Origin of the sequence: Sphingobium sp. CECT 9361 (assembly GCF_918741285.1) — a bacterium.
In the GTDB taxonomy this organism is placed as follows: Bacteria; Pseudomonadota; Alphaproteobacteria; order Sphingomonadales; family Sphingomonadaceae; genus Sphingobium.
The window spans coordinates 234,463-259,640 of sequence record NZ_CAKKNC010000003.1 but is presented as its reverse complement, the minus strand read 5'-3'; the positions used below and the strand labels follow the sequence as shown (position 1 = coordinate 259,640).

At 57.4% G+C, this 25,178-nt stretch carries 17 protein-coding genes; 3 read left to right on the top strand and 14 right to left on the bottom strand.

Translation table 11 applies throughout. The annotated features are described in order from the left end of the window. Positions 1-848 precede the first annotated feature (848 nt). Positions 849-2,042, top strand: a complete 1,194-nt coding sequence (locus tag LQ220_RS07900; protein ID WP_230187759.1) for a calcium-binding protein — start codon at positions 849-851, stop codon at positions 2,040-2,042. 81 nt (positions 2,043-2,123) lie between these two features. Here LQ220_RS07900 and LQ220_RS07895 read toward each other — a convergent pair whose 3' ends face one another. The 7 genes from LQ220_RS07895 to LQ220_RS07865 form a co-directional block, all read right to left on the bottom strand. Continuing rightward, positions 2,124-6,620 carry a tandem-95 repeat protein gene (locus LQ220_RS07895; RefSeq protein WP_230187758.1) on the bottom strand — a complete coding sequence of 1,499 codons (4,497 nt, stop codon included), beginning with the start codon at positions 6,618-6,620 and terminating at the stop codon, positions 2,124-2,126. 141 nt (positions 6,621-6,761) lie between these two features. Next, positions 6,762-8,531, bottom strand: coding sequence for a hypothetical protein (locus LQ220_RS07890; RefSeq protein WP_230187757.1), 1,770 nt, complete (start codon positions 8,529-8,531; stop codon positions 6,762-6,764). 57 nt (positions 8,532-8,588) lie between these two features. After that, on the bottom strand, positions 8,589-9,890 hold the full coding sequence (locus LQ220_RS07885) for an O-antigen ligase family protein (RefSeq protein WP_230187756.1): 1,302 nt from the start codon (positions 9,888-9,890) through the stop codon (positions 8,589-8,591). After that, the gene (locus tag LQ220_RS07880) at positions 9,887-11,104 is read right to left on the bottom strand and encodes an acyltransferase (RefSeq protein WP_230187755.1); all 1,218 of its coding nucleotides are present in this window, start codon (positions 11,102-11,104) and stop codon (positions 9,887-9,889) included. The genes LQ220_RS07885 and LQ220_RS07880 overlap by 4 nt, the downstream gene beginning before the upstream one ends. Beyond that, positions 11,094-12,113 carry an NAD(P)-dependent oxidoreductase gene (locus tag LQ220_RS07875; protein WP_230187754.1) on the bottom strand — a complete coding sequence of 340 codons (1,020 nt, stop codon included), beginning with the start codon at positions 12,111-12,113 and terminating at the stop codon, positions 11,094-11,096. Before LQ220_RS07875 ends, LQ220_RS07880 begins: the two co-directional genes overlap by 11 nt. Further along, positions 12,110-12,478: an EamA family transporter gene (locus LQ220_RS07870; RefSeq protein WP_230187753.1), complete on the bottom strand. Its 369-nt coding sequence runs from the start codon at positions 12,476-12,478 to the stop codon at positions 12,110-12,112. The genes LQ220_RS07875 and LQ220_RS07870 overlap by 4 nt, the downstream gene beginning before the upstream one ends. Then, positions 12,475-13,962, bottom strand: coding sequence for a UbiA family prenyltransferase (locus LQ220_RS07865; protein WP_230187752.1), 1,488 nt, complete (start codon positions 13,960-13,962; stop codon positions 12,475-12,477). Before LQ220_RS07865 ends, LQ220_RS07870 begins: the two co-directional genes overlap by 4 nt. A gap of 200 nt (positions 13,963-14,162) precedes the next feature. Between LQ220_RS07865 and LQ220_RS07860 the strand changes: the two genes are divergently transcribed. After that, positions 14,163-15,785 carry a hypothetical protein gene (locus LQ220_RS07860; RefSeq protein ID WP_230187751.1) on the top strand — a complete coding sequence of 541 codons (1,623 nt, stop codon included), beginning with the start codon at positions 14,163-14,165 and terminating at the stop codon, positions 15,783-15,785. Between the two features lie 15 nt (positions 15,786-15,800). Here LQ220_RS07860 and LQ220_RS07855 read toward each other — a convergent pair whose 3' ends face one another. Then, entirely contained in the window at positions 15,801-16,823 is a 1,023-nt protein-coding gene (locus LQ220_RS07855; RefSeq protein ID WP_230187750.1) for a glycosyltransferase family 4 protein, read from the bottom strand. A gap of 143 nt (positions 16,824-16,966) precedes the next feature. Further along, on the bottom strand, positions 16,967-17,839 hold the full coding sequence (locus tag LQ220_RS07850) for a hypothetical protein (protein ID WP_230187749.1): 873 nt from the start codon (positions 17,837-17,839) through the stop codon (positions 16,967-16,969). Positions 17,840-18,066: 227 nt separating this feature from the next. Between LQ220_RS07850 and LQ220_RS07845 the strand changes: the two genes are divergently transcribed. Further along, complete coding sequence (locus LQ220_RS07845) at positions 18,067-19,341, top strand: oligosaccharide flippase family protein (protein WP_230187748.1); 1,275 nt, start codon at positions 18,067-18,069, stop codon at positions 19,339-19,341. 38 nt (positions 19,342-19,379) lie between these two features. Here the strand turns inward: LQ220_RS07845 and LQ220_RS07840 are convergent, their stop codons facing one another. The 5 genes from LQ220_RS07840 to LQ220_RS07820 form a co-directional block, all read right to left on the bottom strand. Then, positions 19,380-21,641, bottom strand: a complete 2,262-nt coding sequence (locus tag LQ220_RS07840; RefSeq protein WP_230187747.1) for a polysaccharide biosynthesis tyrosine autokinase — start codon at positions 21,639-21,641, stop codon at positions 19,380-19,382. 161 nt (positions 21,642-21,802) lie between these two features. Continuing rightward, complete coding sequence (locus LQ220_RS07835) at positions 21,803-22,564, bottom strand: response regulator transcription factor (protein ID WP_230187746.1); 762 nt, start codon at positions 22,562-22,564, stop codon at positions 21,803-21,805. Positions 22,565-22,799: 235 nt separating this feature from the next. After that, positions 22,800-23,375 carry an HAD family hydrolase gene (locus LQ220_RS07830; RefSeq protein ID WP_354957305.1) on the bottom strand — a complete coding sequence of 192 codons (576 nt, stop codon included), beginning with the start codon at positions 23,373-23,375 and terminating at the stop codon, positions 22,800-22,802. Positions 23,376-23,479: 104 nt separating this feature from the next. After that, positions 23,480-24,427 carry an ATP-grasp domain-containing protein gene (locus LQ220_RS07825; RefSeq protein WP_354957324.1) on the bottom strand — a complete coding sequence of 316 codons (948 nt, stop codon included), beginning with the start codon at positions 24,425-24,427 and terminating at the stop codon, positions 23,480-23,482. A 91-nt stretch (positions 24,428-24,518) separates the two neighbouring features. After that, a complete protein-coding gene (locus LQ220_RS07820) occupies positions 24,519-25,172 on the bottom strand; it encodes a PIG-L deacetylase family protein (protein WP_290369024.1) in 654 nt (217 codons plus the stop codon). Positions 25,173-25,178: the final 6 nt, after the last annotated feature.

The window sequence follows — 25,178 nt, the reverse complement described above, 5'->3', positions numbered from 1 at the left end:
TGTGGCCTAAGGCGGAGACCCCGACATTGACGTTGTGATCATTGCAGCACGCAATTCCCTACCCCATCCCGGCTGGACCGATAGGGTCTGCCGCGCATCGCGACCATGTGGAACATATATTGCCTTGTGCACTCAAATGCTCGGCTCTTCAGCCCCTTCCTTCACCACTCTGAAACAACGGATCAAACCTTCTGTCCGCGCACCATCGGCCTGACCGCCGCCGGACATCGAGGCACTTTCCCGTAGTATCAACAGCCGCAGTCTGCGCTGCAACGTCTTCAGGTGGTAAGCCCAGATCACGCCATCTGCGGGCTTCGTTCCTTTAAGCCCAGGAGTTTTCTTGCTTCGGCTCCGCTGACCAAGGGACGCCCAACGGCCCTTGCCATTTCGATTGCGGCTTCGACAAGTTCGCTGATGCGCAGCCCCTGGTCTCCATTGTCCCAGCCGCCATCTGTCAAGACGGTCGGGGCTTCGAGCGTCTTCGCATTTTTACCCGCAAGGCCCTGAAAGCTCAGACCTTGCCCGCCTGCCGCTGCCGCAAACGGTCTTCCTTGTCATGACAGAAGTTTGGCGAGGGTCCGACACCAAGGATTCAGCTAGTGACTGCATCTCGTGGAGACCAGCCGGGCACTTATTAAGGTGGAGTTACGCTGCGCTTCTTCCGTAAAGCACTGGCCTGCGGCAATATATAGCCAACCGGAGTATTGCATGTCTAGCGGGTAGGCGCCTCCAGTAAGCACGCGCGTTTAATGCGCCGACGATAGCGAACGCGATAAAGATCGACGACCCTAAATACATTTCAATACAGAAAAATAATAACACATCATATCATAGCAATGGAGCTACAAATGGCGAGGCTGATTGGAACAAACTTAAACAATACTTTAAAGGGCACTTCTCAGGTCGACTACATTTTAGGATTGATGGGAAACGATCAAATATGGGCCGGTGCTGGCGATGATTTCATCGAAGGGAATGACGGAAATGATATTCTTCATGGTGAAGCTGGACTGGATTTTTTGAAAGGCGGCAACGGCGACGACAAAATCTGGGGAGAAGATGGCAATGATTTGCTGGACGGTGGGTCCGGCAATGACTTTTTATCCGGCGGAACAGGGAACAATATTGTGTCGGGGGGTGATGGCGCAGACCGAATAGAAGCGCTCGACGGACACGACCAGATACTCGGCGATGCTGGAAACGACACCATCTATGCGGGTGGAGGCAGAGACTATATCGACGGTGGGACCGGAGACGACATCATCTACGCCGGAGCCGGAAACGACGGTTTTTTCAATGAAATCAATCCCGCTACGGGGAAATTGACTACCCAGGCCGTGGGCGGCGGAGCGGGCAACGACTGGATTTATGGTGAGGACGGCAATGATCTGCTGAAAGGACAATCCGGCAACGATCACGTTTATGGCGGCAACGGCAACGACAACGTAGATGGCGGCGACGGCGACAACTATCTGAGCGGCGGCATCGGAGATGATATCCTGGTATCCGAATGGGGCGTTGATACGCTTTATGGCGGAGACGGCCGCGACAATCTCCAGGCCGGATCGGGCAATGATTTCCTTGATGGCGGCAACGATGTGGACTTCATGAGCGGGGAAGATGGCAATGACATCCTGTTCGCCGGCAATGGCGACGACCTGCTATATGGCGGCGCTGGCGCGGACGATCTGCACGGTGACGGCGGGTTCGACAGAATCTTCGGCGAGCAAGGTGCGGACCGGCTGTGGGGTGGCGCTGGCGCGGACTGGTTCGTGTTCAAGGGTGCCGGAGCACTCGACGGCGGCGACCGCATCCAGGATTTCCAGGATGGATCCGACCGCATCGTGCTCGAAAAGCTGGGAGTAACGAAGTTTGCGGCAGGGGGCGGTCTGGGCACGGTGTACGCATATGCCGCAGCATCCGGCGACATCATTTTGAATGTCGTCTCCTCCGCTGGAACTGAATTCAGCGTAACCATCGACAATGGAAACGGCGTTCTGCAGCCCCAGCATTTCTCTGCCGCCGACTTCATTTTTGTATGAGATGCAAACCGAAGGAGCCGCGCATAACCTGAAGCGGTACCCATGTACGGGGAGATCGACTGCGAACTACTCGCATCCATCCTATGCGATCAGGAAATAGTCAGCGGTCAGGATAGGCTTGGTACTCAAAAAGGCGATCTGCACCATGGCAGCGCTGCCCGATCCGTCCGCATCGTAGAACAGCCCGCCAGTCACGCTGTTATAGATGATCTTCTGATCGACAGTCTGGGCCGCCGCGCCAGCATAGAAGGCCGACGCCGGCAAGGCACCTACAGGCAGGGATCCGAGCGCGGTAAAGACTGACCGCGAAAAGACGAACATATCTTCGCTCAGGTTAAAATCCTTCACGGTGTCGCGATCGGCCGACACCGTCAGGGAATCGAAAATGAACTGGTCTGCTCCGGCGCCCCCGATCAGTTCGTCAAGGCCGGCCGCTCCGATCAAAAGGTCATTGCCATCTCCGCCCTGCAGGAAGTCGGCACCTTCTTGGCCATACAGTATGTCGTCACCCGCCAGCCCGACGATCAGGTCACCACCCAGACCGCCATAGAAAATGTTGTTTCCTGAGTTTCCGGTGATTGTGTTGGCAAAATCATTGCCAACCACGTTGATGTTGCTCGTCCCGGTTTGCGTGAGCTTTTCCAGATTGGCTTCCATCGTGAAATCGACGGACGCGAAGGCTGTGTCTGTGCCTTCGCCATAGGCCTCGATGATCTTGTCGCCGAGATTGTCGATGTAAAAAATGTCGTTGCCTGTTCCGCCATAGAGCGTGTCCGCTCCGCCCGCGCCATTGAGGGTATCCGCGCCTGAGCCGCCGTAAATCACATCGGCACTGGCATTGCCCGTCAATATGTCATTGCCGCCCAGCCCGTTGATCGTCCAAAAATCGTTCGTCGATGCAGTGAAACTGTTGGCCCCATTATCGCCCGTATAGCTTTTGGGTTCGGGCAGATTGTTGACCGCGATCAAGAAGATCAGATCGATGGATGCCCCACCGGCATCGGTCGCGCGCCCCGCGATTTGATGCGACGTTGCCGCCTCGTAGTTGAGCAGCGTACCATTGGCGACGTAGACTTGGCCTGTGACCGCATCAACGCTGAAGCGGCCTCCCGCCGTATTGGTCAGGCTATACGTCAGAACGTCGCCATTATCGATGTCGGTGGCGGTTAGCCTGCCTATCGACGTACCGTTAGCGGCATTTTCATCTACCGCAGCGCCAGAGAGGGTCAGCGACGTGGGCGCATCGTTCACGCCCGCAACCGTCAAGGTGACGATAGTGCTGGACTGGACAGCGGCCTGATCAGCTACCGTATATTGGAAACTGTCGGTCACGCTCTGGCCAGCCGCCAGTGACTGATAGGCGGATCCCGGCGCGTAGGTAATCGTCCCATTGGCCAATGACAGCGCAATGCCGTTGGCTGTCGTGGCAGGCAGTGGTTGCAAAGTCAGGATATCGCTTGGATCGACGTCCACATCATTGCCTAATATCGCATTGACTGAGAAGGATGATCCGTCTTCGGACACGGTCACGCTGTCGGCAATGGCGGTCGGCGCATCATTGACACCCACGACATTCACAGTGACGCGTCCGGTCGCACTTATCCCCGCGCTGTCGGTGACGAAATAGGTGAATAGCGCCGTGCCGCTGAAATTAGCGTAAGGCGTAAACACGACATTGCCGTCCACATCCAGGCTGACCTGCCCGCCGGACACAGCCGTTACACCGGTCAAAGTCAGGGGCAAGCCATCCCTGTCGATGTCGTTGGCGAGCAGGTTGGTGGCCAGTATTGTCGTGCTTCGATCTTCCTGCCCGCTGACGGTATCCGCCGTGGCAATGAGCGGTGGTGGACCGCCCTGCGCCCCGAGCGGGTCGAACATCTTATATTTGACCCCTGTCCCCAGATTGTCGCCACCCTGCCCGCTATAATCGGTCCAGATCGCTGCAAATCCGCCATCCTGTCCACCGGCGATGATGGGATCGACTTGCGCACCCAAGGACTGCGTATTGACGATGAATTCACCACCGATGCGATCCCCGTTGCCATCAAATATCTGGGCCTTGATCCCGGACGTACCCGACTCCGAAGCGACACCACTATAGTCGGCCCAACTGACTACGATATTGCCGTCCGACAGCAGGGTCAGTGTGGGCGCTAGTTGTCCGTTTAGGGTCGTCGAATTGACCAGCTTTTCACCACCCATCTTGGTCCCGCTGGCGTCGAATATCTGCAGCTTGATTCCGTAATAGCTGGCATCACCGCCGCGGGCGCTCGCATCGGCCCAGGCAATCGCAAAACCACCGGTCGAAAGGCCTATGATTGCCTGTTGCTGCTGGTTGCTGTTGGTTTCGGTATTGACGAGGAATTCGCTGCCGACCTTCGCGCCGGAACTGCTGAATATCTGTGCCTTAACCGCATCCTTGCTGGCATCACCGCCCTGAAGACTGGTATCGTGCCAACTGATCACGAAGCCGCCGCCAATCAAACCGGCGGCCACCGGGGCATCCTGCGTGTTCGCCGTGATGCTGTTAACGAGGAACTCGCCACCAACCTTGCCCCCCGACGCATCGAATATCTGCGCCTTGACGCTGGTCGCGCTGGCATCGCCACCGGTCATGCTGGAATCGGTCCAACTAATGACGAATCCCCCGGTCGCGAGCGTAGCTACAGAGGGAGCCCGCTGCGCATTGGCGGTCGACTGGTTCACCAGTATTTCGATCCCGACAGCAGCGCCGAATGCGTCGAAAATCTGCGCCTTGATGCTGGATACGGATGCGTCGCCACCGGTCAGACTGGAATCGACCCAGCTCACGACAAATCCTCCCGTGGGTAGCGCGGAAACGACAGGGTTGTCCTGGCTGTTCAATATTGCGCTGTTCACGAGGAATTCCGTGCCGATCTTCACGCCATTGGCGTCGACTATCTGCCCCTTGATGCCATAGCTGCTAATGTCGGTGCCCGATGTGCTGCCATCGCTCCACACCAGGATGTAGCGACCATCGGACAGCGCCGTCAGCGCTGCCTGCTGCTGGCTGCCCGCGATGCTTGTGTTGGCCAACTGCTCGATACCGCCGGCATAGCGCTTTTCATTCACTTCGTCGGATATCGACAGGTTGACGACCTTATCGAAGCTGTTGCCGAAGGTATCCGTCGCCCTGATAGTTACTGTTTCCGAAGTATCTGTTTCATAATCCAGCAACAGACTGTCGCGCACGACCAGCTTGTCACCCAGGATCGCGAAGGCGCCACCACTCGAATCATCCATGATCTGATAACTGTAGACCGCATTGACGGCACCATTGGCGGCCAGGCTTGCCACGGTGGTGTTGTCAACCGCTGTTTCGGATATCAAGGTATCGGACACGAGCAGGTCGGATATGCCCGTATTGGTCGGCATCAATATCCGTGCCTTGATCGAACCGTCGGTGTCTCCGTTCTGACCGCTATAATCGGTCCAACTCACCACCAGCGCCCCGGACGCCAATGCCGTGATCGCCGGCATTTCCTGATTGCCGGTCGTGATCCCGTTAACCTGGAATTCGCCGCCCAGCTTGTGACCAAATTCGTCGAAAATCTGCGTCTTTATGCCAAAGCCAGATGAATCAACGGAAAGGTTGCTGTTGTCGCGCCAGGTAACCGCAAAACCCCCATCCTTGGTCGCTGTCACTGCAGGCTGATCCTGCGAATTGAAGGTCGTGCTGTTGACCAGAAATTCGCCGCCTACAGCCGCGCCCGATGTGTTGTAGATTTGGGCCTTGATACCTGACGAGCTGCTGTCCCCCTGCCCGCTCAGGTCGCGCCAGACCACCACGAACCCGCCATTATCAAGGGTCGTGACAACGACTTGGTCCTGCGATGACAGCGTAGCCGTATTGACCAGAAACTCTCCGCCGATCTTGCCGCCAGATGCTGAGAATAACTGCGCCTTAATGGCGGGCGCTGTGCTGTCCCCGCCCACACCGCTTTGATCGACCCAAGTAGCGACAAATCCGCCCGATTTCAGCCCCGTCAACGCAGGAAACTGCTGACTGCCCGTGATCGTGCTGTTGACCAGAAATTCGCCGCCCATCTTAACGCCCGACGCGTCATATATTTGCGCGCGAACGCCTGTGCCTTTGGCGTCCGGCGCGGTGGCGCTTGCATCGACCCACGAAATGACAAACCCGCCTGATGCAAGGCTGGTCGTCACCGGCGTCGATTGGCCCATCTGGGTCGTCGTATTGACGAGAAATTCACCGCCGACCGGCAGACCGTTGGCGCCATAAATCTGCGCCTTGACGGAAGTCTTGTCGGCATCACCGCCCGAACCACTATTGTCCGTCCAGGTTACGACGAACCCACCCGATCCGAGCGCAGTGACAGAGGATTGCTCCTGAGCGTTGAGGAGGGAACTGTTGACCTGAAACTCGGCACCAACCGGGAGCCCATTTGCGCCGTAAATCTGAGCGCGAATACCCGTACCGCTGCCGTCCCCTGTCGCATCGGTCCAGGTGAGGACGAAACCGCCAGAAGCAAGGGCCATGATCGCGACATCGGTCTGCACGCCGCTCACACGGCTGTTGACCAGAAATTCGCTCATTGACCAAGCATAGGATCCCGACGCCATATCTGCCTTTCCCCCTCATGATTTGGACGGCATCGGTGAAAACCGAAAATGCTGCCGCCTGACATTAAGGCAGGCGGGTCATGGGTAGAATAGACCATTCGGGATAGCGTCGCTTCATCGGGGGGATGACGCTTCTACACCTTTCGATTTCTCCGCTGGCGCGCGCTGGCGCCATCCCTCCAGTATAACGGAATCGATCGTGTCTCCGCCCGCGATGCCCGTACACATGATTTGATAGGTGGTTGGTCTGTCCGCCTCTACCATCAGGCTGCCACTGGCCGGGACGGACTTGCCTTCCAATTTGCAATGCCGAATATGATCTCCCGACCAAACCAGCCGCATTCTCGTCGGCTGGTTGGCCCCGACAGGTTGAGCAACCATCCGTATATCCGGCGAGGGTGGCGCTTGCTTAATATCGAAGCCACAACTGGGGTCCGGATCTGATTTCGACCGGTTGGGCCGCGACTCGATATCGCCGGCAAGTTCGCCGAGATAGACTTCCAGAAAGGTATGACCATCAGGGCCGACGCGGTTACGATCCGCGGCGTCGGTAGGCGAAAGCCCATGCGCACGCTCCCAATCATCGGCCATGCCGTCATTGTCGCGATCGGGGGGAGCAACGCCGCCGGACAGGTCTGGCCACCCCCCCACGTCTGCAGGGTCGTCTATCACCCGGCCTTTGCACTGCTGCATATCGGCCATCACCCGCTGGTCGACGGAATCCCGTTGCGGCTTGATGGATCCGGCATTTGCCAGAACATCGCGATAGGCTTGCGCCGGTCCCGTGATCGCTCCCTCCTGCAACGACAGGCTGCCTAACGGCGCCGTGTGCACATATTTCCAGTCATGCGGCTCGAGCACCAGTCGCTGGTCACCTATGTTCGCCGGACGATGCACGTCGATGTTATCGCGAAGATAAATGCCGAAATCGGCAGGAAAATCCCGAAAATAATCGGCCAGATACAGGCGGGTCGTCTTGTCAGACGATGGCCCGACGATTGCCACATTGCCAACGAGATTAACGTTGAGGGCGCCGAAGCGGGTGTAAAACTCGGCATTATAGACCGCCGAGTTATAGATGACGTTGTTGATCATGTCGAACTGGCCGCGCATGTTAACCAGCGGGTTTCGGCGGACATTCCCTGCGATAAGATTGTGATGAAAGCTGACGTTTTGGGCGCCATAGCCGAAATAGGCGCCCCGGCTGTGCGGCCCGCGATTGGCCTTGTTCAGGCCCTCCGACAAGATCGACCACTGGATTGTGATGTTGCGGGTCTCACCGCATCGAAACGGCTTGTGGCCCGACCCAACGATGTTGATACCTTCATCGGTAGGCCAGGACGTCGATACATGGTCCAGGATCACGTCATGAGCGCCACCGCTGATCTGAACAGTATCGACATTATCTGAAGGACGGGTCGATGGTCCAGGCCGGATCCGGATGTGACGTACGATCACGTCATGTGCCTGGATCAAGAGGGGCGAGTTTAGCGATTGATCCACCCGCAGGGCGATGCCGCCAGGTGAGGTCTGGCCGGCAATAGTCAAATAAGGGTGCATGACCCGTATCCAGTCGGTCAGGGCGATCGTACCACTGACCCTAAAGATGCACGTGCGCGGTCCGGCAGCCTCCGCACATTCCCGCAGGGACCCTGGTCCTGAATCTTCCAGCGTGGACACCAGATAGACCCTGCCGCCCCTGCCGCCCCTCGCGAAGCGGCCAAATCCTTCAGCGGTTGCGAACGCTTTCTGCGTCGGCTTTTGGCTCTCCGCCCCATCGCAATTTATCGGGTTGAACGGCTTTACCCATTGGGTATCGACCTGTGGTTCCGTGCGGCCGAGCCACATCGCTGTGCCGGCTAGGAGAGATACCAGGGCCAGCATCGACCAATGCCTCCTACGTCTTGACGGGGTGGCGCGTATTGGATCGAACATAGGTGATCATCCCTGCCCTCTCGCCAATCTTCTCGCCATTTGGCGGTAGCGCCAATTAGCAAGCGCTCTGAGGTGCCCGCCTCCGGCGTGCATCGCTATTGCTAGGGCCAGCAGCACCGGCACAGCCCACAAACGCGCATACATGTGAGGGCTGGCCGCCGAAAATACGAGAAAGCTCATCAATACCGTCAAACCCAGCGCACCACTCAATCGGTCACGATAGAAAGCCGCGAGAACAATCGCTAGGGCGGCTGCCATCATTGCAACCCATCCAAGCAATGCGACGAACCCTCCCTCAACCCACAGCAGCAGGTACATGTTATGGACGGGTGCTCTTTCCTGGCTAACGACGCGATCCTGATCGACGCCCACACCCAGCCACATATGATCACCCACGCGCTGCCAAGCATCTTCGATCAGATTCATCCTTCCCTCATACGTACCGGCCTGCGCCAGGCTACCGCTCTCCAGAGCGGTCGCAACGCGCTTTTGAAACACCGCCGGCAAGCCCCAGCCCGAAACTTCCAGGACCAACACTATGGCGGAACTTGCAAGCAACATCATCATTGCTGCAGCACGCAACCGCCTGTCGCCGACGATCACGAACAATATGATGGTCAGGCAGGTTGTACCGAATGCGGTGACCGACGCAGTCAAGATCAACGCGAAGATCAACAAAGCGAGCGCGATGGCGGCCTGCCAGTGTCCGATACCGCCGCGGCCATGCAGATAGAAGACAAAGGGCAGCGCCATTGCGATCGTTGCGCCGTTCCAGTTGGCATCGGTAGCGAAGGCCCCCAATCGGTTGCTGCCGGAGATAAAATCGAATCCCAATAACGTCCGCGCCTGCATGAAAGAGCCGCTGAACGTGAAATAGACAAGGATTCCGATCAATTCCATGGCCACTACGCCCAGTAGGAAAAAGCGCGCTAGCCTGTGAGTATTGAAACTATCATGCCCTGAAATGAGGAAGGGCAGCACCGCCCACGCCATGCTATATTGGACCGCGACGATGGGCCAACGCGTGGGATCGCCACTGAACAGGGAACTGGCCAGCAATCCGCCCAGCATCAGGATGAAACCGCCATACCAGAGCGGAGACACGACGCTGAAGGGTTCACGCGGCACTTGGCGGCGCATCAGCATAGTGATCCCGCCTAATATCAGGCAGATGTCGCTTAACGTGAACATCACGTCGACGGACGGACGCCAAGAGAGATAGGCGGCAAAAACAATACCCAATATTAGGGTCGTCGGGATGCGCACGACGCTTTCGGCAGCATATGACGAGGGTGTCGCCATCGTCATGACGCTGCCGTTTCACGCAGGGAAGGCTCCGCGCCACGCCGTCGATAAATGCGTTGACGGAAGAAGCGTTGATAGGGCCAAAGTTCCAGGCTGATATGAACCACATGCGTTAGCGGCATCGTGAGAAGGACCACTATGCAGGTAAACAGCGCGATCGAAGCCGCGACATCGCTGGTGAACAAGCCATACCGATCAAATGCCCAGCGCGCGAGAAAATAGGTGTAGGGATGGACGAGGTAGAGGCTGTAGCTCACCGTTCCGAGATACCGCATGAGGCGATTATCGAGCGCGCGGGCGGTAAGGCTGCCCGGCATCACGGCGAAAAAGAAATAAAAGCCTGTGGACAGCATAATGGGGATGACCGCTGGATGACGGAAATCCTCCCAGCGATACTCGAAATGGCCCTGGCTCGCGAACAGGAGCATCAGCAGCAGGAAAGCAATCTCCAAAAACCGTGGGCTGATGCGTGGAGCCCATTCTGATCGGCTCGCTAGACGGATGCCCACGCCCATCAGGAAATAAACGGCGATCGGGAAGGCGACCAGAAACAACGTAGCGATCAGCACCATGACGATAGCAGCGGCCATGTTGCGCTTGTGAACCACGAAATATACTATGCTATACACCAATATATAGAACATGACTTCATAGGTCAGGCTCCACGCATTGGGCGTTAGCTGCTCCGTCCCCGTGAAGAGATTAAGGAATAGCAGACCGGCCACTACCGTTTCGACAGAGTTTATCTTTGGATAAGCGTTGGTTCCAGCATTGAGTGCTATGAATATAAGGGAGAGTGCGAAGAAGAGCGGGTACAGGCGAAAAAAGCGCCGCAATGCAAATTCCCGCGGAAGGTAACGTAGGGTACTTGGGAAGATGACAAATCCACTGATAACGAAAAACAGTTCGACGCCGAATGTACCGAGATACCAAGGTGCTTTTATACCCTCCACATAGGCCGGTACATCCGCATAGATATGCTTCGCTGTCCCTCCCAATATGTGTGCAAACAGAACCATAACCGCAGCAAGGCCGCGCAGCCCATGAGCGGCGACATTGAAATCGCTGACTTTTTTCGATCCGTTTACAGAGGGTAGCGAAGACTTCATGCGGTCCGCCTCGATGCATGCAGGCAAATCGTCCATCAACTGTCCGGTGGATTGGTGACTTTGCATGGTTTGGCTGACCTCTCTTGAAGACGGATGCTCAAGGGGCAAATCCGCTGGTGGAGGAGGGTTCTGAACGAAGCAACTTCCTCATCTTCGCTTTTTGGAAATGGCGGTAGGCGGCATATAATATGTCTCCGTCGCTCTGACTCGGCGACCATTTCATCGCGGTAGCCGTACCCGTGGTGTCCAACACATAATCGGCATCCGCGATCGCGAATTGCTCGGGATAGAGCAAAGTCATGCCCACTCTGTCCATGCCGGCCAAAACCGCCTGGACCAGCCGCGCAGGTGTGGGGACTAGTATGGATCGCGAACCGGATTGCTCGATCAACCCCTGAAGTAGCGATTTGACGGTGGGCGGCGTCGACGATCCAAGGTTAAAGGCACCGCACGGAAAATCCTGCTTCGCGGCGTGTAGCGCAGCACTTACACAGTCATCGACCGCGATCATTTGGTAACGGTTGCAGCCCGACCCGATCATGGGGACGGGCAAGCCGTGCTGGATCAGCATGAATAGTTTGGTGAGGATTCCAAGCCGCCCCGCGCCGGCAATCAAGCGCGGACGGAAAATGGTGGCGGACAGGCCCCAGTTGCAAACCGCATTATTGATCCATTGCTCCGCGGCTAGTTTGCTGTGTCCATAAGGACCGATCGGACGCTGGCAGTGGGTGTCCGGCACGGGCGATTGCGTCGGCCGGCCATACGTCATGTCGGTAGAAAAGAAGATCAGCCGGGTTGCACCGCCTTGCCGCATGCAGTCCAGGATGTTGCGTGTGCCTTGGGTATTGACCTCCGCAAACCACTCTTCCCGGTCGTGACGCGGTACGGCACCATGAAATTGCCGCGCGGCCAGATGATATACCCTGTCTTCCGAACCCAGCGCCAATCGCGCGATATCGGCCATGTTGCGCACATCCCCATGTACAAACAGTACGCCCGGGCAAGTCGGCTGGACAGTATCGAAGATAACCACATCTTCTCCCTGCGCGCGCAGGGCTGTCGCCAAGCGCTGCCCTACAAAGCCGGCCCCACCGGTTATGATGTGCCGGCTTTTCATGCCGTCCGCCCTATGACGAAAACGCCCGCGCAGATCAGTGCGATCCCGGACGCACGTTCCAGTCCAACCTGCTCGCCCAGCCAAAAAACGCCGATCACTGCAGCCAGAATATATCCCATGGATAGCATCGGATATGCGACACTGACTTCCAGGCGGCCCAATACCGCGAGCCACAGGCCTATGCTCAGGGCGTAGCAGGCCATGCCCGCCCAGAGCCAGACATTCGTGCCCAGCGCCCACGCAAATGCAAGTGAATGCTGGACCGGCGGCAATATTCCCACGGTCATCGCCTTGCGCAACACAATCTGCGCGAAGGCGTTGAAGGTTACGCTCGTCGCGACCAGTGCAAATGTCGCCATGTTCACAGGGAAAATCCTACTGCCGCGACCCAGAGGAACAGGACGATAACCGCATGAGCCCAGCTTCCGGGATCTCGAATGGCAAAAATCACCGGGTCGTCGTTCAACGTCCCGCGGTGCGCCCGCAGCCATATGCGCATCAACCACAGGCCCAGTACGGCTGGAATGAGATATAGCGGCCCAACATTGGCATAGAGCCCTGTCGGCATGGCTTCCATGAACATATAAAGCACCATGACGACCACCGACACGATGCCAGAAGCGATGCCGAGCGCCATTGTCATTGGTTCATCGCCCGGCAGATAGCCACGCCCCTTGACGACACGCAGGCTCTTTTGCGCCTGTACAAGCTCCGCGGTCCGCTTTGCCAGGGCGAGCGACAGGAAAAGGACGAGCGTGAAAGTGACCAGCCATAGTGAGACGGGGTGATTTACGATGACCATGCCCGCCGTGATCCGCAGACCGAACAGCGCCGCGATGGTTGCAACGTCAACCATCGGCTGGCTTTTTAGCCACAATGAATAGGCCAACGTCACCACGAGATAGACGGATAATATCATGCAGAAGGGGGGATGGAGTAGCCACGCCCCCACTATGCCCCCAACGAGCAGCGCTGCGGAGAGGCTGAGCGCCGTAGAAATCGAGATCAGCCCGGCTGCCACCGCGCGGAACCGCTTGGTCGGATGCTGTCGGTCGGCAGCAAGATCGCTTAGATCGTTCAGCAGATAGCTCGCGGAAGCCACCATCCCGAAAAGGCACCAGGCTAGGATTGTCCGTAAAAGCAATTCAGGCTGCGCATATTCGTGGCTCAACACAAGTGGTGCAAAGAGCAGGAAATTTTTGCTCCATTGGTGGATGCGAAGCGCCTTGATCCAATTCCGCAGCGTAGCGGAACGGCGCGGCAGGACGGTGGTTTCCACCCCTGCGCGCGACATGATGCCCGCCAGCGCCGTGCGTCCCCCCGCCACTATCGCGATCTTGCTGCGCCGCCATACCGGAATATCGGCCGAGCAATCGCCTACATAGTCGAAGCCGTCGCCGAAGCGCGCCGCCAACTGCTTCGCCTTCGCTGCCGACTTTAGATTATCGATGCCGTTGCTGCCCGTTGCGCTATCGAACAGACCAAGCGTAGCGGATACCGAGTCCGCGATGCTCTGGTCGGCGGCGGTCACCAAATGCACCTCCCCGCCCGCTTGGCGACGATCGGCGATCAAGGAAAGAACGGCTGCGTCATAGGGCAGCGAAGCGCAATGAATTTGCGCGAGATCGGCGCATTTGCGCTTCATGGCCGCACGACCATTGATGAGGCTGAACGCTATCGCAGGTAGTTTCAATGGGTGACGAAATGCGAGTTCGACGATGGTCTCATGCAACGTATCGGTGCGTATCAGCGTGTGATCGAGGTCCACGACCAGGGGCGTCGGACGTGCTTGCCTTGCCCCTTCCGTTACGGGCTCGACCGACCAGTTCAGCGATGGACTTGCCGTCATGATTTTCCCCCGCTCATGGGATCATGATGAGCCACCCGGCGTGTGGAAGTCACGCGCAACGACGGATAGTTCGATCCCTCGCGCGAGATAACCCGCTTCTACCGGTTTACTCCTTCTGCGTCAGCACAGAGTCGCTTGCATCGGCGGACCCTCCAGCCACTTGGCTTAGAGTGGGAATATTGAAGAGGGAGATGAACAGGATGATCGCGACCAGTCTGAAGCGCCGCGATTCCATCCCGAGCGGGGTGACAGCGAGTTCGCGCCGAGCGTGGCCCCACGCAGCGCTCGTTGCCACGATGGTCATGACCCTGCTTGCTCTGTTCGCCCGCCTGATGGCATTTCCCGTCAGACACGATGAACAAATGTATGTCCCGGTTGGCGCGTTGCTGATGCAAGGCGATCTGTATCGGGATTTCGGCTTCAACAATCTGCCCAACTTCCCCTTACTGCTCGGACTGATTGTCCACCTTACCGCAACCGACCATTATCTTCTCGCCGGGCGTTTCATCATCTTTGCGGGATGGCTTCTATTCCTCACCGCCATCATGATCTTCGTGCGCCGCGCGGCAGGAACGTGGGCGGCCGCAATACTCGCCACCTTGCTAGTCGCGACCAATCCGGTTCTGATCGGTCCCGCAGGTATGCTCGCCACCAATAACTTCCTGCCCCTGGCCTTTGCTATGGCGGGAACGACGCTGTTGATTGCGGGTCTCGATCGACCCAATCCACAGCCATGGGCTTTGGCGGGAGCGGGCCTTTGCATCGCCGTCGCCGCAGGGTTCAAGGCGAATTATGTCTATATGATACCCCTGTTTGCGATCACCGCGCTCTTCGTACCACTGCGCAAAGGATTACGGCGGTGCATAACCCACAGCATCGGCCCGCTGGCTATCGGGGGCCTGATCGGCAGCCTCTCGGTCCTTTATTATCTGCTTCGCGATATAGACGGCTTTTTCGTACATGTGATCCAATATCATCGGGGGCCTCATGTCGCTTATTGGGCCGCCAACCCGTCGCTGGATGGCCCGAAGATCATGACCCTGTCGGGCAAGATCGTCCTCGCGATCAAGGTCTGGCTTGGAGGCGGCTTCGCACTTGTGATCTGCGCGGTCACGCTATTGGTATGGAGTAATTTCCGGCAGGCCAAGAATTCAAAGCGCCCCCACCGGCCCCTCTGGCCGATCGCCTTGATCACAGCCATCATTGTCGGTGGCATGGCAATGTCTTTCGTGCCAACCCCTGCCTTCCCGCAATATTACATTCTACCAATTCCCTTCCTAATCGTGCTGGCGGCGCTGCTATATGGATCCCTGCCTGTGCGCCGTCGATCAGCTCTCTCTCCGCTCATGCTCATGATGGCGATCGGGACGATCGCCTGGGGCTTACCCCGCCTTGCCGTGAAGCTGCCCGATCTCGCCAAGCCCGATAAATGGGCTGGTATAGTCGTGCATCGCGCAGGCCAACGGCTGGCACAATATAGTCATACGGAAGGTGCGGACGGCCCCGTGGCGACGCTCTCCCCCCTTTATCCGCTGGAAGGCGGGCTGGCGGTTTATCCCGAACTGGCGGCGGGACCCTTGGTGTATCGCGTCGGCGACCTCATTCCATCGCGCGACTTGCGGCATTATCGAATCATATCGCCACATCTGGTCGGTAGCCTGATGAGCGCGCAGCCACCTGTTGCTATACTTGTCGGTCAGGAAGGACGACTGGACGAACCGTTCATTCGCTATGCCCGACACCATCGCTATCGTCTGGTCGATCCCGCCTTGGTGAACGATCGCTACGGCAAAGGCGCTTTATATATCCGCTCGCATTATTGAAATGTCGCGTATCCGTCAGGCTGCTCGGCTGTGTTCGCTATCAACCATCCGATCATATATGGCCATAATCGCGCGGACATGGCGCGATACGCCAAAATTGTTGAGTGCCTCGATGCGCGCCGTGCGCGCGATCAGCGCGGCAGTAGATGGGTTGCGCAACAGTGTGACGCAGGCGCTGGCCAAGGCATCGGCATCCTCTGCCGGGACCAGCAATCCCGTCGAGCGATCATGGATGGCCTCGACATTGCCGCCAGACTTCGTAGCAACAACTGGGGTCTCCACTAACATCGCCTCGATCAGCGTCCGTCCGAAGGGTTCGTCCACGGCGGGTATCATCAATATGTCGCAGCCCGCGAGCCAGAAGGCGCCAGGCGTACGGAACCCCATAATATGGATAGAGTCTCCGACGCCCTGTCGCTCGGCGTGAGCAACGACCTGTTCGTCCATTCCGTCCAGTCCTTCGCCAAACATCAGGCCATGGACGTCGAGGTCGGGCGCCTCTCGGCGTAAGGCGGCGATGGCATCCACGAAGAGGAATGGCCGCTTCCGATCGATAAAGACTCCGGAAAAGCCGACAAGGCAGGTCGTATCGTCCTTACCTATGTCGGCCAAAATTGCGTCGCGTGCCTCCGACCGATTGTAACGCATGGAAGTATCAAATGGACTGTGAACCACATCGTTGCGCGGCGCAGCGGAATAGAGGCCGGCGCGCGGGCTAGCGAAACGGGACACGGCTACGACGCGGTTGGCCAGCAGGGGAGCGAGATAGCGCAACCCCGCAGCATCTGGCGCGCCACGATGGTGCCAGAGCAGCTTGGCACCCGCCATGCGCGCGGGCAGAGCCCAGGTCGCATGCGTGCGGCCATCATTGCTATGGACGATACGCACGCCTCTCTGTCGTAAAAAGCGCGCCAGCGCCAACACCCGTCCGCCCAGAGCAATCACGTGAGACGGACCGATGGGAACGCCATGCCGCAATTCTGCTGATGCCGGCGCAGCTTCGGTCGCAATACCGGCTTCCGCGAAGAACTGGGCCAAGGCCCCGTCAGATTTCTGAACCAGAACCAGCGGTATGAAGCGATTTCGATCCAAGCCCCGGATCAGATCACGCGCGGAAAAATGGCTGCCGCCTATCAAATCACCGACGAACGGAAAGCAAACCGAGACCGGCTTATGCCGAGCTATCGCGCCCATTTTTCAGGCAGCTTAGCTTCAAGTACGAGCCACTCCACTTCCGATCCCCCGCAGGATCGATCAACGACATCCATATAGCGGCCATTGGCAGACACCTGAAACAAGGTAGCGACATGCCGACCTTTGGTCGATCGGGCGATCAACAAATAGGATCCCGGCCCGGTCATATAGGTTACGATGTTGGCAATAGCACGCTTGAGAGCCGCTTCCTCAAAATATCCTCGGTTGAGAATATTGGCAGCTCTGATGAAACCGAAACGATCATGATATCCGTGCGTATCCACAAAAATATCGTTCCGTTCGATTTGGACATAAGGATGGTTTTTTGCTCGCGGGCTGATCAACCGCACGGCATTGCCATTCCGCTCTCCCCGCTGCACGGACCGCTGCACGCGATCCCCAATCCACCGGTTGGCGGCAGCGCGGACCATGACCATGCCAGTTGCATAGTCGGCGCGTCGTCCCCAGGGTCGCAGCACACGACCCATCAGGTCATATTGCAGTGGATGCCCGGCATCGTCCGTCAACACATGCACACCGGGAAAGGCCTTAACAAGCCGCCCCTCGATCGCGATGTCGGTTCCCACGACACGTCCGGAATGCCCGGCAGCCCGCAGTCTGTCGCTCAGTGCAACGGTCGTCGACCCCGATGAGATGCCGATGTCCAGCACCTCGCCGATCGAGGCCTCTGCGTTAGCGAAGCTTTTCAGGCACAGTTCGTCCAAATCCCGAAACCGGTCGCTTGCGGTCCGCTTGAACGTGGCGTTCCGCGTACGAAGATCGGTGAAGAACTTGTCTTCCACTGAGATCGACGTCGCTTGATGTCCGGCATGGAAGAATCGTCTTGCGGTAATCGACATTGCATGTCCTCCCACCCGTTCTTACCCCGACAGACACGAACACTGGCAGGCAATTTCGGATTACGACGAGTGAAATACTGCATCCCCGCTCCGTAATCGCCATGGATTGCCAGAGTTAAGCTATCGAGGGGCGATCTGACATGGAAAGTGCGGGCAGGTCACAATCCAAACGGATGTTTGCCGCCAGTAAGTTGCGCAAGGCGATGGGCCATCGGCGCGTAAGGGCCGTGACACATCTTCTGACAGGGACTGCGGCCACATTAGCCATAACGTTACTATCGATCGCTCTGGTCGCGCGGCTTATCGATCCGACATCCTACGGGATTTTCGCGATGATCCTGACGCTGGGCCAGGCATGCGAACGCCTGTTGGGGTTCCAATCCTGGCAACCGCTCATTCGAAGCGGAGCAACCATCGATATGGAGACCGATGAAAAATCCTATTTCGCGCTGCTCAAATTTGGCTGGCTGCTCGACATAGGCGGCAGCGTCACGGCCTGGGCGGTGGCAAGCAGCTTGGCAATAGCGAGCCACTATATTCTGAATGTGGCGATCGAGCATGTCGAACTGGCACTGATGTTTCTCGTATCGCTGCTGTTCAACTTCAACGGTGTCTCAACCGCAATTTTCCGACTGACGGATCGTTATCGCACAATTGCAAGAATCCAGGTCGCGAACGCGCTGGTACGCTTCGTCATCGTCGCAGGCGCCTATGTCGCCGGTGCCGGGCTGTTCGAACTTACCCTGATCTGGGCGATAACTCAGATCACCGGTTCCCTTGCCAACTTCATCATCGCTGTTCGGTTCTTGCCCGCGCCCGGGTTTCGGCAGCTTTTGCAAGCCAGCAGCAAAGGTATCAGTAATCGTTTTCCTGGCATTTGGCGATTTGCGTTCGGCGCGAACATATCCTTGACGCTCTGGTCCAGCGCACAGCAGGTCGATACGCTCATCGTCGGCTGGCTTGCCGATCCCGCCAGCGCAGGTCTGTTTCATATCGCCAAGCGGATCAGCCGCGTGGTGCAACAAGTCGGGAGCCAGGTAGAATCGGTCGTTTATCCGGACCTCAGTCGGCTGGCCGCTTCCCATGAAAAACGCTCATTCCTTCAGATAGTCTTGCAGACGGAACTGCTGTTGGCGGTGTTTGGCACAGCGTGCTTTCTGGTCATATGGCTGATAGGGGCGCCGCTGATGGAGGCCGCGGTAGGCGCGCGCTATGCTGGAGCGGTGCCGCTTCTTACCATTCAGATCCTGGCAGTAACTCTGACCATCAGTGGCGCTGCCAGTCGCGCCGCTTTGCTCGCACTGGGAGATCAGGGCGCGGTACTGCGTACGGTAATGGTCTGCTCCCTCGCGTTTTACACGTCTGTCTTTCCCCTGATCCTGGAGTTTGGAGCAATGGGCGCCAATCTGGCGCACCTGCTCTTCGGACTGGCGTGGTTGGCAGGGCTAATGCTGCATTTGCGACGGACTGTCCGGCGCTTCCCCTGGACGCCTGACGTTTAAGAGGAGGCTGACAACCGTGCCAGCCTCCTCGCCAATGTTCAGTTGAAGTGGAGCGTTTCCGCCACGCGACGTCGACTGCGGCGCCACTTGCGGCGCAGTCGGTCAGCCCATGAGGCTCGGTCCAGATCGTCTGCATCATAATATTCCGTGAGGTTTGTCATATGATGAATGACGTCTCCATAACGCCGACGGGCATGGGCGGGATAGTCAATCATATTGATGACGGCACCCGCGATAGGGCGTTCAAATGTTTCCATCGCGACCCGGGCTGCTTCTGGATTGGTATAGCCCCAGCGCAACACCAGCAGCGTAGAATCGGCATACTCAGTCAATGTCTTGGCGTCTCTGACCGGCAGAATGGGTGGCGCATTGAGAATAACGAAGTCATAATGCTCACGCAGCGCATCGACCATTTCGGGCAAGCGCGGCGAAGCTATTAGCGAGCCGGGATCGAGTGGAATGTCACCCACGGCGATGACCGCATATTGGCCGCCATTTTGAATGACCGGCAAATCAGCCATGCCTGCTTTTCCGGAAAGATAGCTAACCACGCCTACTGACTTGCGCTCTTCCGACGCGATATTCGGTCGCCGCAGATCGAAGTCCACTACCACCGCCCGGCGTCCGACGGCGGTCGCCGCCGCTGCCAGGCTGGTGGCGATAGTGCTCTTGCCTTCCCCGTCCAGCGGCGACGTCACGACCACCACGTGAGAACCGGATCCGTGACGCGCCTCCAGTTCGATCAGCAGGTTTCGCATGGCCTCCGCAAAGCGAGATCGAGGCTTTGCCTCAACCATATCCTGAACCGGACGATAGTCGCTGTTGCGGCTCATGTCCGGGACCATTGCCAAAGTGGGAATGCCAAGAAGGCGCTTGACCTGTGCCGCAGTGCGAATGGTCGTATCCATTGTGTCGATGATGAACGCAGCGATCACACCCAACAGCAAAAATGCGAGCAGCGCGACCGCAAGGATGCGCTGCGGGATGGGATAACTTGGCACGGATGGCAAGGAGGCCCGTGAAATGATGGAAAGGTCCGGAACCACCGTCGATGATGCCGCAATTTTCGCGTTCAGCGCGCCGACCAGCGAGAGATAAAGGGCATTGCTGGCATCTCCCTGACGCTCTAGCGCACGAAGGGGCACGGCCTGTACCCCCGAAGCGAGGGCGCGCGACTGCATGTTCGCTATGGTCGCGTCAACGGCACCGCTGCGGGCTTGGCTTGCGGCTGCCTGCGTCGACATCTCGCCTTGGACGCGGTGCGCTTCTTGGGCAATGCGCGGACTTAAGGCCAGTAGTTCGGCTCTTGCCTTGACAACATCCGGATGAGCGCCGCCATAGATGGCCCCTAACTCACTCAACCGGCGCGCAACCAAGCTCTCTTGCTGACGCAACTCCGCCAGGAGCGGCGAGGAGACAGCGGTCAGACTATTCGCCTGGGCGCGGCGCGTATCGAACGCCTGATCGGCCTCCACCTGTGCCAAAAGACCTGCAGACTGGGCGACCTGCGTCGCGCCACTCGCTTCGGGAGAGGACGCAAGAATGCCGTTGCGCGCCCGGTATGCCGCTGCTGTACCATCGACCTGCCGCATTTGCGAACGGACCTGCGCAATACGATCCTCCAGTTCCTTGATGTCATTCTGGCGTGATTTCCGCCGCTCGATCATTTCGCCGTCAATATAGGTTTCCACCATCCGATTCGCGATCAGCGCCGCTTTCTGCGGATCGTAAGACGACGCAGTTATCTTGATCGTGCCCGACCGGCCGACCCGCGAAATCTCAACCTTGTCCAGCAGACGGTCTGCAACCGCTTCACTGTGCAACCGCGCCTCTTCCTGGGTGCGCAGATCAGGGTCAGGCTCACGGGACGATGGCTGTATCAGCAGACCGCGAAACCACTTCATGATTGCGCGTCGCTTTTGTGAACCATCCGCGAATTCGGGATCGTCATCCAGATCGAGACTGGTGGCAACGCTCCGGGCAAGGCGACGCGACTGAAGAATCTGAACCTTCGTCTCGATCACTGTTTCCTGATTCGGCGTCAGATCGGTTGTAGAAACAACGGTTTCAGGCAATTGAACCACGACCGTTGCCGAACTGCTGTAGACCGGCCTAATATTGGCCAGCACCAGAATTGTGGCAAGCATCCCGACCAGCGTGAAGGTGACGATCAAAATCCAACGGCGTCGCAGGATTCGAAAAAAGTCATTCAGACCGAAATATTCGGCTCTCGTCCCCGATTGCGTACCATGGAGTCCGCCAAAATCAGGCCCCCCATAGGTCAAGCTGGATGGCATCATAATGGCTTTTCCAGACGTCATGATATTACCCCTTATCCCAAGACAGATTCACCGCCTGGCCTGAAGGCATACGTGCCGTTATTTCGAACGTTGATGATATCGGATTGCCCGATCCACGGCCTATCTTATTAGCGCGCGTCAGACATGATCCGGATCGTTGTTCACGCTGCCGCGATGTATGTGCCGTTGCACTTCACCGAGGGCGGTCGCGTCCCCGTCAGCACTGGAAAAGGGAGCGCGATCTCCTCCTGCATCGACGTCTCGCTATTGCCCGACAAGCCGCGGCTCATGGCCCAGATTGCAGCCTGCGTACGATTAACCACCTGCAATTTGCGCAAAATGGATTTCACATGCACCTTGACCGTCGCTTCGGTTATATTCAGCCGCCGCGAAATCAGCTTATTCGGTTCGCCACGGATCAGGCCGCGAAGAATTTCGATTTCTCTTCCAGACATGTTGGTGTCGCTTATACGCACATCATTCTCGATCGGCCGGGAAGTTGTGTCCAATGCCGCAAGGTCGGAAATCACCCGTGATGGAATGACTTTCTCGCCAAGTTCCACTAGCTTAATCATGGCCACCAAGCCGGCGCAGGACGTGTCCTTGCTGATATAGCCGGCAACACCTAGGCGAAACGCTCGAGCAACCATCATACTGCTACACTCGTTGGCAAGCATGATTATGCGTGCTTCCGGATGCGCTTCATGAGCCATACGGCAGATATCCAACGTCATGTCGTCTACGGGAGAGCATATGAGCAAGAAGACGGAGGACATAGGCCCCTCCATATCGTCGAATGATATTTCGGAATACTTTCTGAAAACTTCGACATCTTCCACAGATCTTTCAATTAAAATCCGCCGCAGCCCCTCTCCTTCGATTTCATTTTGGTTGATGATCGAGATCTTGATTTTGTTACTCAATGGAACCTCCTAAAGACGCGGCTGCGCTTCGTGGCTGCACGACAGGCTTGACGGACCTCTGCCCGTGAAACCCTGTAAGAAACTGATCAATAAGATCTTTCGCTTCTGGCACTACGACCCTTAGAGGAGCTAAGAAGTAATTCCTTCCATGAAAAAATCAATTAAATTCAATTACTCTTAAATAGCCACCGACGATCATAAGGGGTAAACCTTTTGATCCCAAAAATTTCCGCGGCTAAAATTCTCCAAATTTTTCAATAACTCTAGCAGCATCTATCAAATCTCCAGACGGTGCAATGTGCATGCGCTGCGGCCGGGCGATCCTGACGGTGTCCCACTGCAAGGAAATTGGTGCATGGAAATCCTTGGTCGGGTTATCGGCTACATAAGTATATTTCATACCGGATAGGCCAAAGATGCTCTCAATGTGGCGAAACGCTCTTTGATTCGGTTTCCATCCTTCCCGTCCCCATCGATCCGTGCAGATGCCAAGATGGATCCCGCGTCGGTACAGGTTCAACGCCCGGATCTTGCGCTTTTGTGCATCAAGAAACCCGTCCGTGATGACCGCAAAGGCTGTTCGCGGATGCCTGCGTGCCAGAAATGCGGCAGCGTCATCGGCCAGTCGGATGTCCGGTCTGTGCTGACGATAGACGGCCAACATGCGCGTGATCAGCCGTTCTGACGGATGGAAACCCAGTTCGATCAATGCTTCGTCAAACAGGCGCGTACGATACCCGGCTTCGAACCGGTCTATCATGGCTGTGCCAAGACCGTGCAGCGCCAGATTGGCAATCGCCCAGTCACCCACCGCCTTAAGTCCGCTCAGAACATAGTCGCGTTCCAGATAGAGAGTGTCGTCCAGATCGAATACGATCACGCGATCAAACGCACCACCTGCCCACGCCTTCACCATTACACGAATACGGCATCGTCAAATCGCAGCATGAGCACGTCCGACTGCCAGTCGTCATTGCTCGTTCGGGGCAAACCCAGACATTCTTCCAGCATCCACAGGCTGAACCGCGCGCCTGCCTGATGGACTAGCGGATAGCCCCCGCCGAATCGGGCGTTGATTTCAAAGACAGAAGGATCGCCGTTCGCATCCATCCGCGCTTGAAAGCATAAGGCGCCATGGGCACCGTCCAACTCACCGGCGAGCTTTTTCGCGATGCTGCACAACTCAGAATCGCGCACGGTGACACCTTTCTCGACTTCGCCCGACCGAACGCGCAACCTTTCATGCGGCACTCCACATCTCATCTGCCCGGCCCGGTCGAGATAGATGCTTACGGTAAACTCGCGGCCCGGCAGAAACTCCTGCAGGATATACGGCTCGCCGGTATCGAGCGCCGAAATCTGGGCATGACTATGCACCATGGTTATTCCCCGGCTGGAACTGCCGTGCCTTGGCTTGCCCAAGAGCGGCAAGCGCAAATCCGTCCGCTGGGCTAAGAGATCGTCGACCGAAATTGTACGAGGGCTGTGGATGCCTGCAGCCGCCAGAAAATGGGCAGTGGCCAACTTGTCGCGCGCCATCCTTACAACTTTCGCACTGCTGACGGCGACATGACAATCGAGAGCCGTAAATTGATCCCGCGCTTCGCTATACGCAAGAAGTTCGGTGTCGATTGTCGGAACGATCAGGTCGATCTGCTCGCGCTTGCACAAGTCGAGCATGGCAGGAATGAACTCACTGCTTTCCGCTGGCGGCGCAGCGAAGGCCCTGTTGGCCTCGATACAAGCCGGACTCCATTCGGGGGTCAGATCGCAGGCAAGCATGGTAAGCTCGACACCCAAAAAATCGGCTGATTGTCGAAAGCTTCTCATCAGGCTCACGCGTCGGCCCGCGGAACTCAACATCATACGTAAGGAACGACCGATGGGAGATCGTCGTTTCGAGGCCATAACCACCTGTGCATTATCGACCGTGTTGGCAGGAAAAGGGTTCATGTCAGGCGACCTCCCTTATTAATACGAAGCCTTCAGCAGCCATTTTACTGACACAGCTTCCCCGTACCATCGCCAGAGCCCTTAGCGTTTCCAGCGATCTTTCATTGGGGAATGGACGGACCTGAGTTTGGAAACGGCCAAACGCTTCAAGTTTTCGATCAAGATGATCCGATATGTCGATAAAAATGTTGGGCTGGAATGACGGCGCGACATAGGGTGCCGCCCAATTGGTTTCGGAAACCGTTTCATAAGCTAATATCCGCCGTGGATAGCGATCCCCCAGCGGCCGGGCAGCCACCATCGCGGCGTCGAACACGAGCCGATGATCGAAGTGCAGATCCCCTGCAAACGGCACGAACAGAGTATCCGGCGCACAGTTCTTGACACTCTGCGCTACGGCGTCGTTCAGATCTGCACAGGCAATTTGATCGAGGTACGCGGCCGGGAAATCGAGGAAATGGGTTTGCGCAACACCCAACATGCGATGAGCGTCGCGCGCTTCCGCCTGTACGCGCTCGACCTGCGTAAGATCGAAACGCGGCGGCATCCCACGCGTCACGATCGCCACGTCGATGTGACATCCCAGCGACGCCAGACGCGCCATAGTGCCGCCGCATCCCAGAACTTCATCGTCCGGATGAGGTGCAATCACCATCGCCCG

Bases quoted from the DNA above. Each gene is read 5' to 3' on its own strand.
- LQ220_RS07860 (WP_230187751.1), top strand. From the start codon at position 14,163: ATGATCGCGACCAGTCTGAAGCGCCGCGATTCCATCCCGAGCGGGGTG.
- LQ220_RS07825 (WP_354957324.1), bottom strand. From the start codon at position 24,427: ATGTTGAGTTCCGCGGGCCGACGCGTGAGCCTGATGAGAAGCTTTCGA.
- LQ220_RS07820 (WP_290369024.1), bottom strand. From the start codon at position 25,172: ATGGTGATTGCACCTCATCCGGACGATGAAGTTCTGGGATGCGGCGGC.
- LQ220_RS07895 (WP_230187758.1), bottom strand. From the start codon at position 6,620: ATGAGCGAATTTCTGGTCAACAGCCGTGTGAGCGGCGTGCAGACCGAT.
- LQ220_RS07850 (WP_230187749.1), bottom strand. From the start codon at position 17,839: ATGTCGATTACCGCAAGACGATTCTTCCATGCCGGACATCAAGCGACG.
- LQ220_RS07890 (WP_230187757.1), bottom strand. From the start codon at position 8,531: ATGCTGGCCCTGGTATCTCTCCTAGCCGGCACAGCGATGTGGCTCGGC.
- LQ220_RS07865 (WP_230187752.1), bottom strand. From the start codon at position 13,962: ATGACGGCAAGTCCATCGCTGAACTGGTCGGTCGAGCCCGTAACGGAA.
- LQ220_RS07900 (WP_230187759.1), top strand. From the start codon at position 849: ATGGCGAGGCTGATTGGAACAAACTTAAACAATACTTTAAAGGGCACT.
- LQ220_RS07885 (WP_230187756.1), bottom strand. From the start codon at position 9,890: ATGACGATGGCGACACCCTCGTCATATGCTGCCGAAAGCGTCGTGCGC.
- LQ220_RS07840 (WP_230187747.1), bottom strand. From the start codon at position 21,641: ATGATGCCATCCAGCTTGACCTATGGGGGGCCTGATTTTGGCGGACTC.
- LQ220_RS07875 (WP_230187754.1), bottom strand. From the start codon at position 12,113: ATGAAAAGCCGGCACATCATAACCGGTGGGGCCGGCTTTGTAGGGCAG.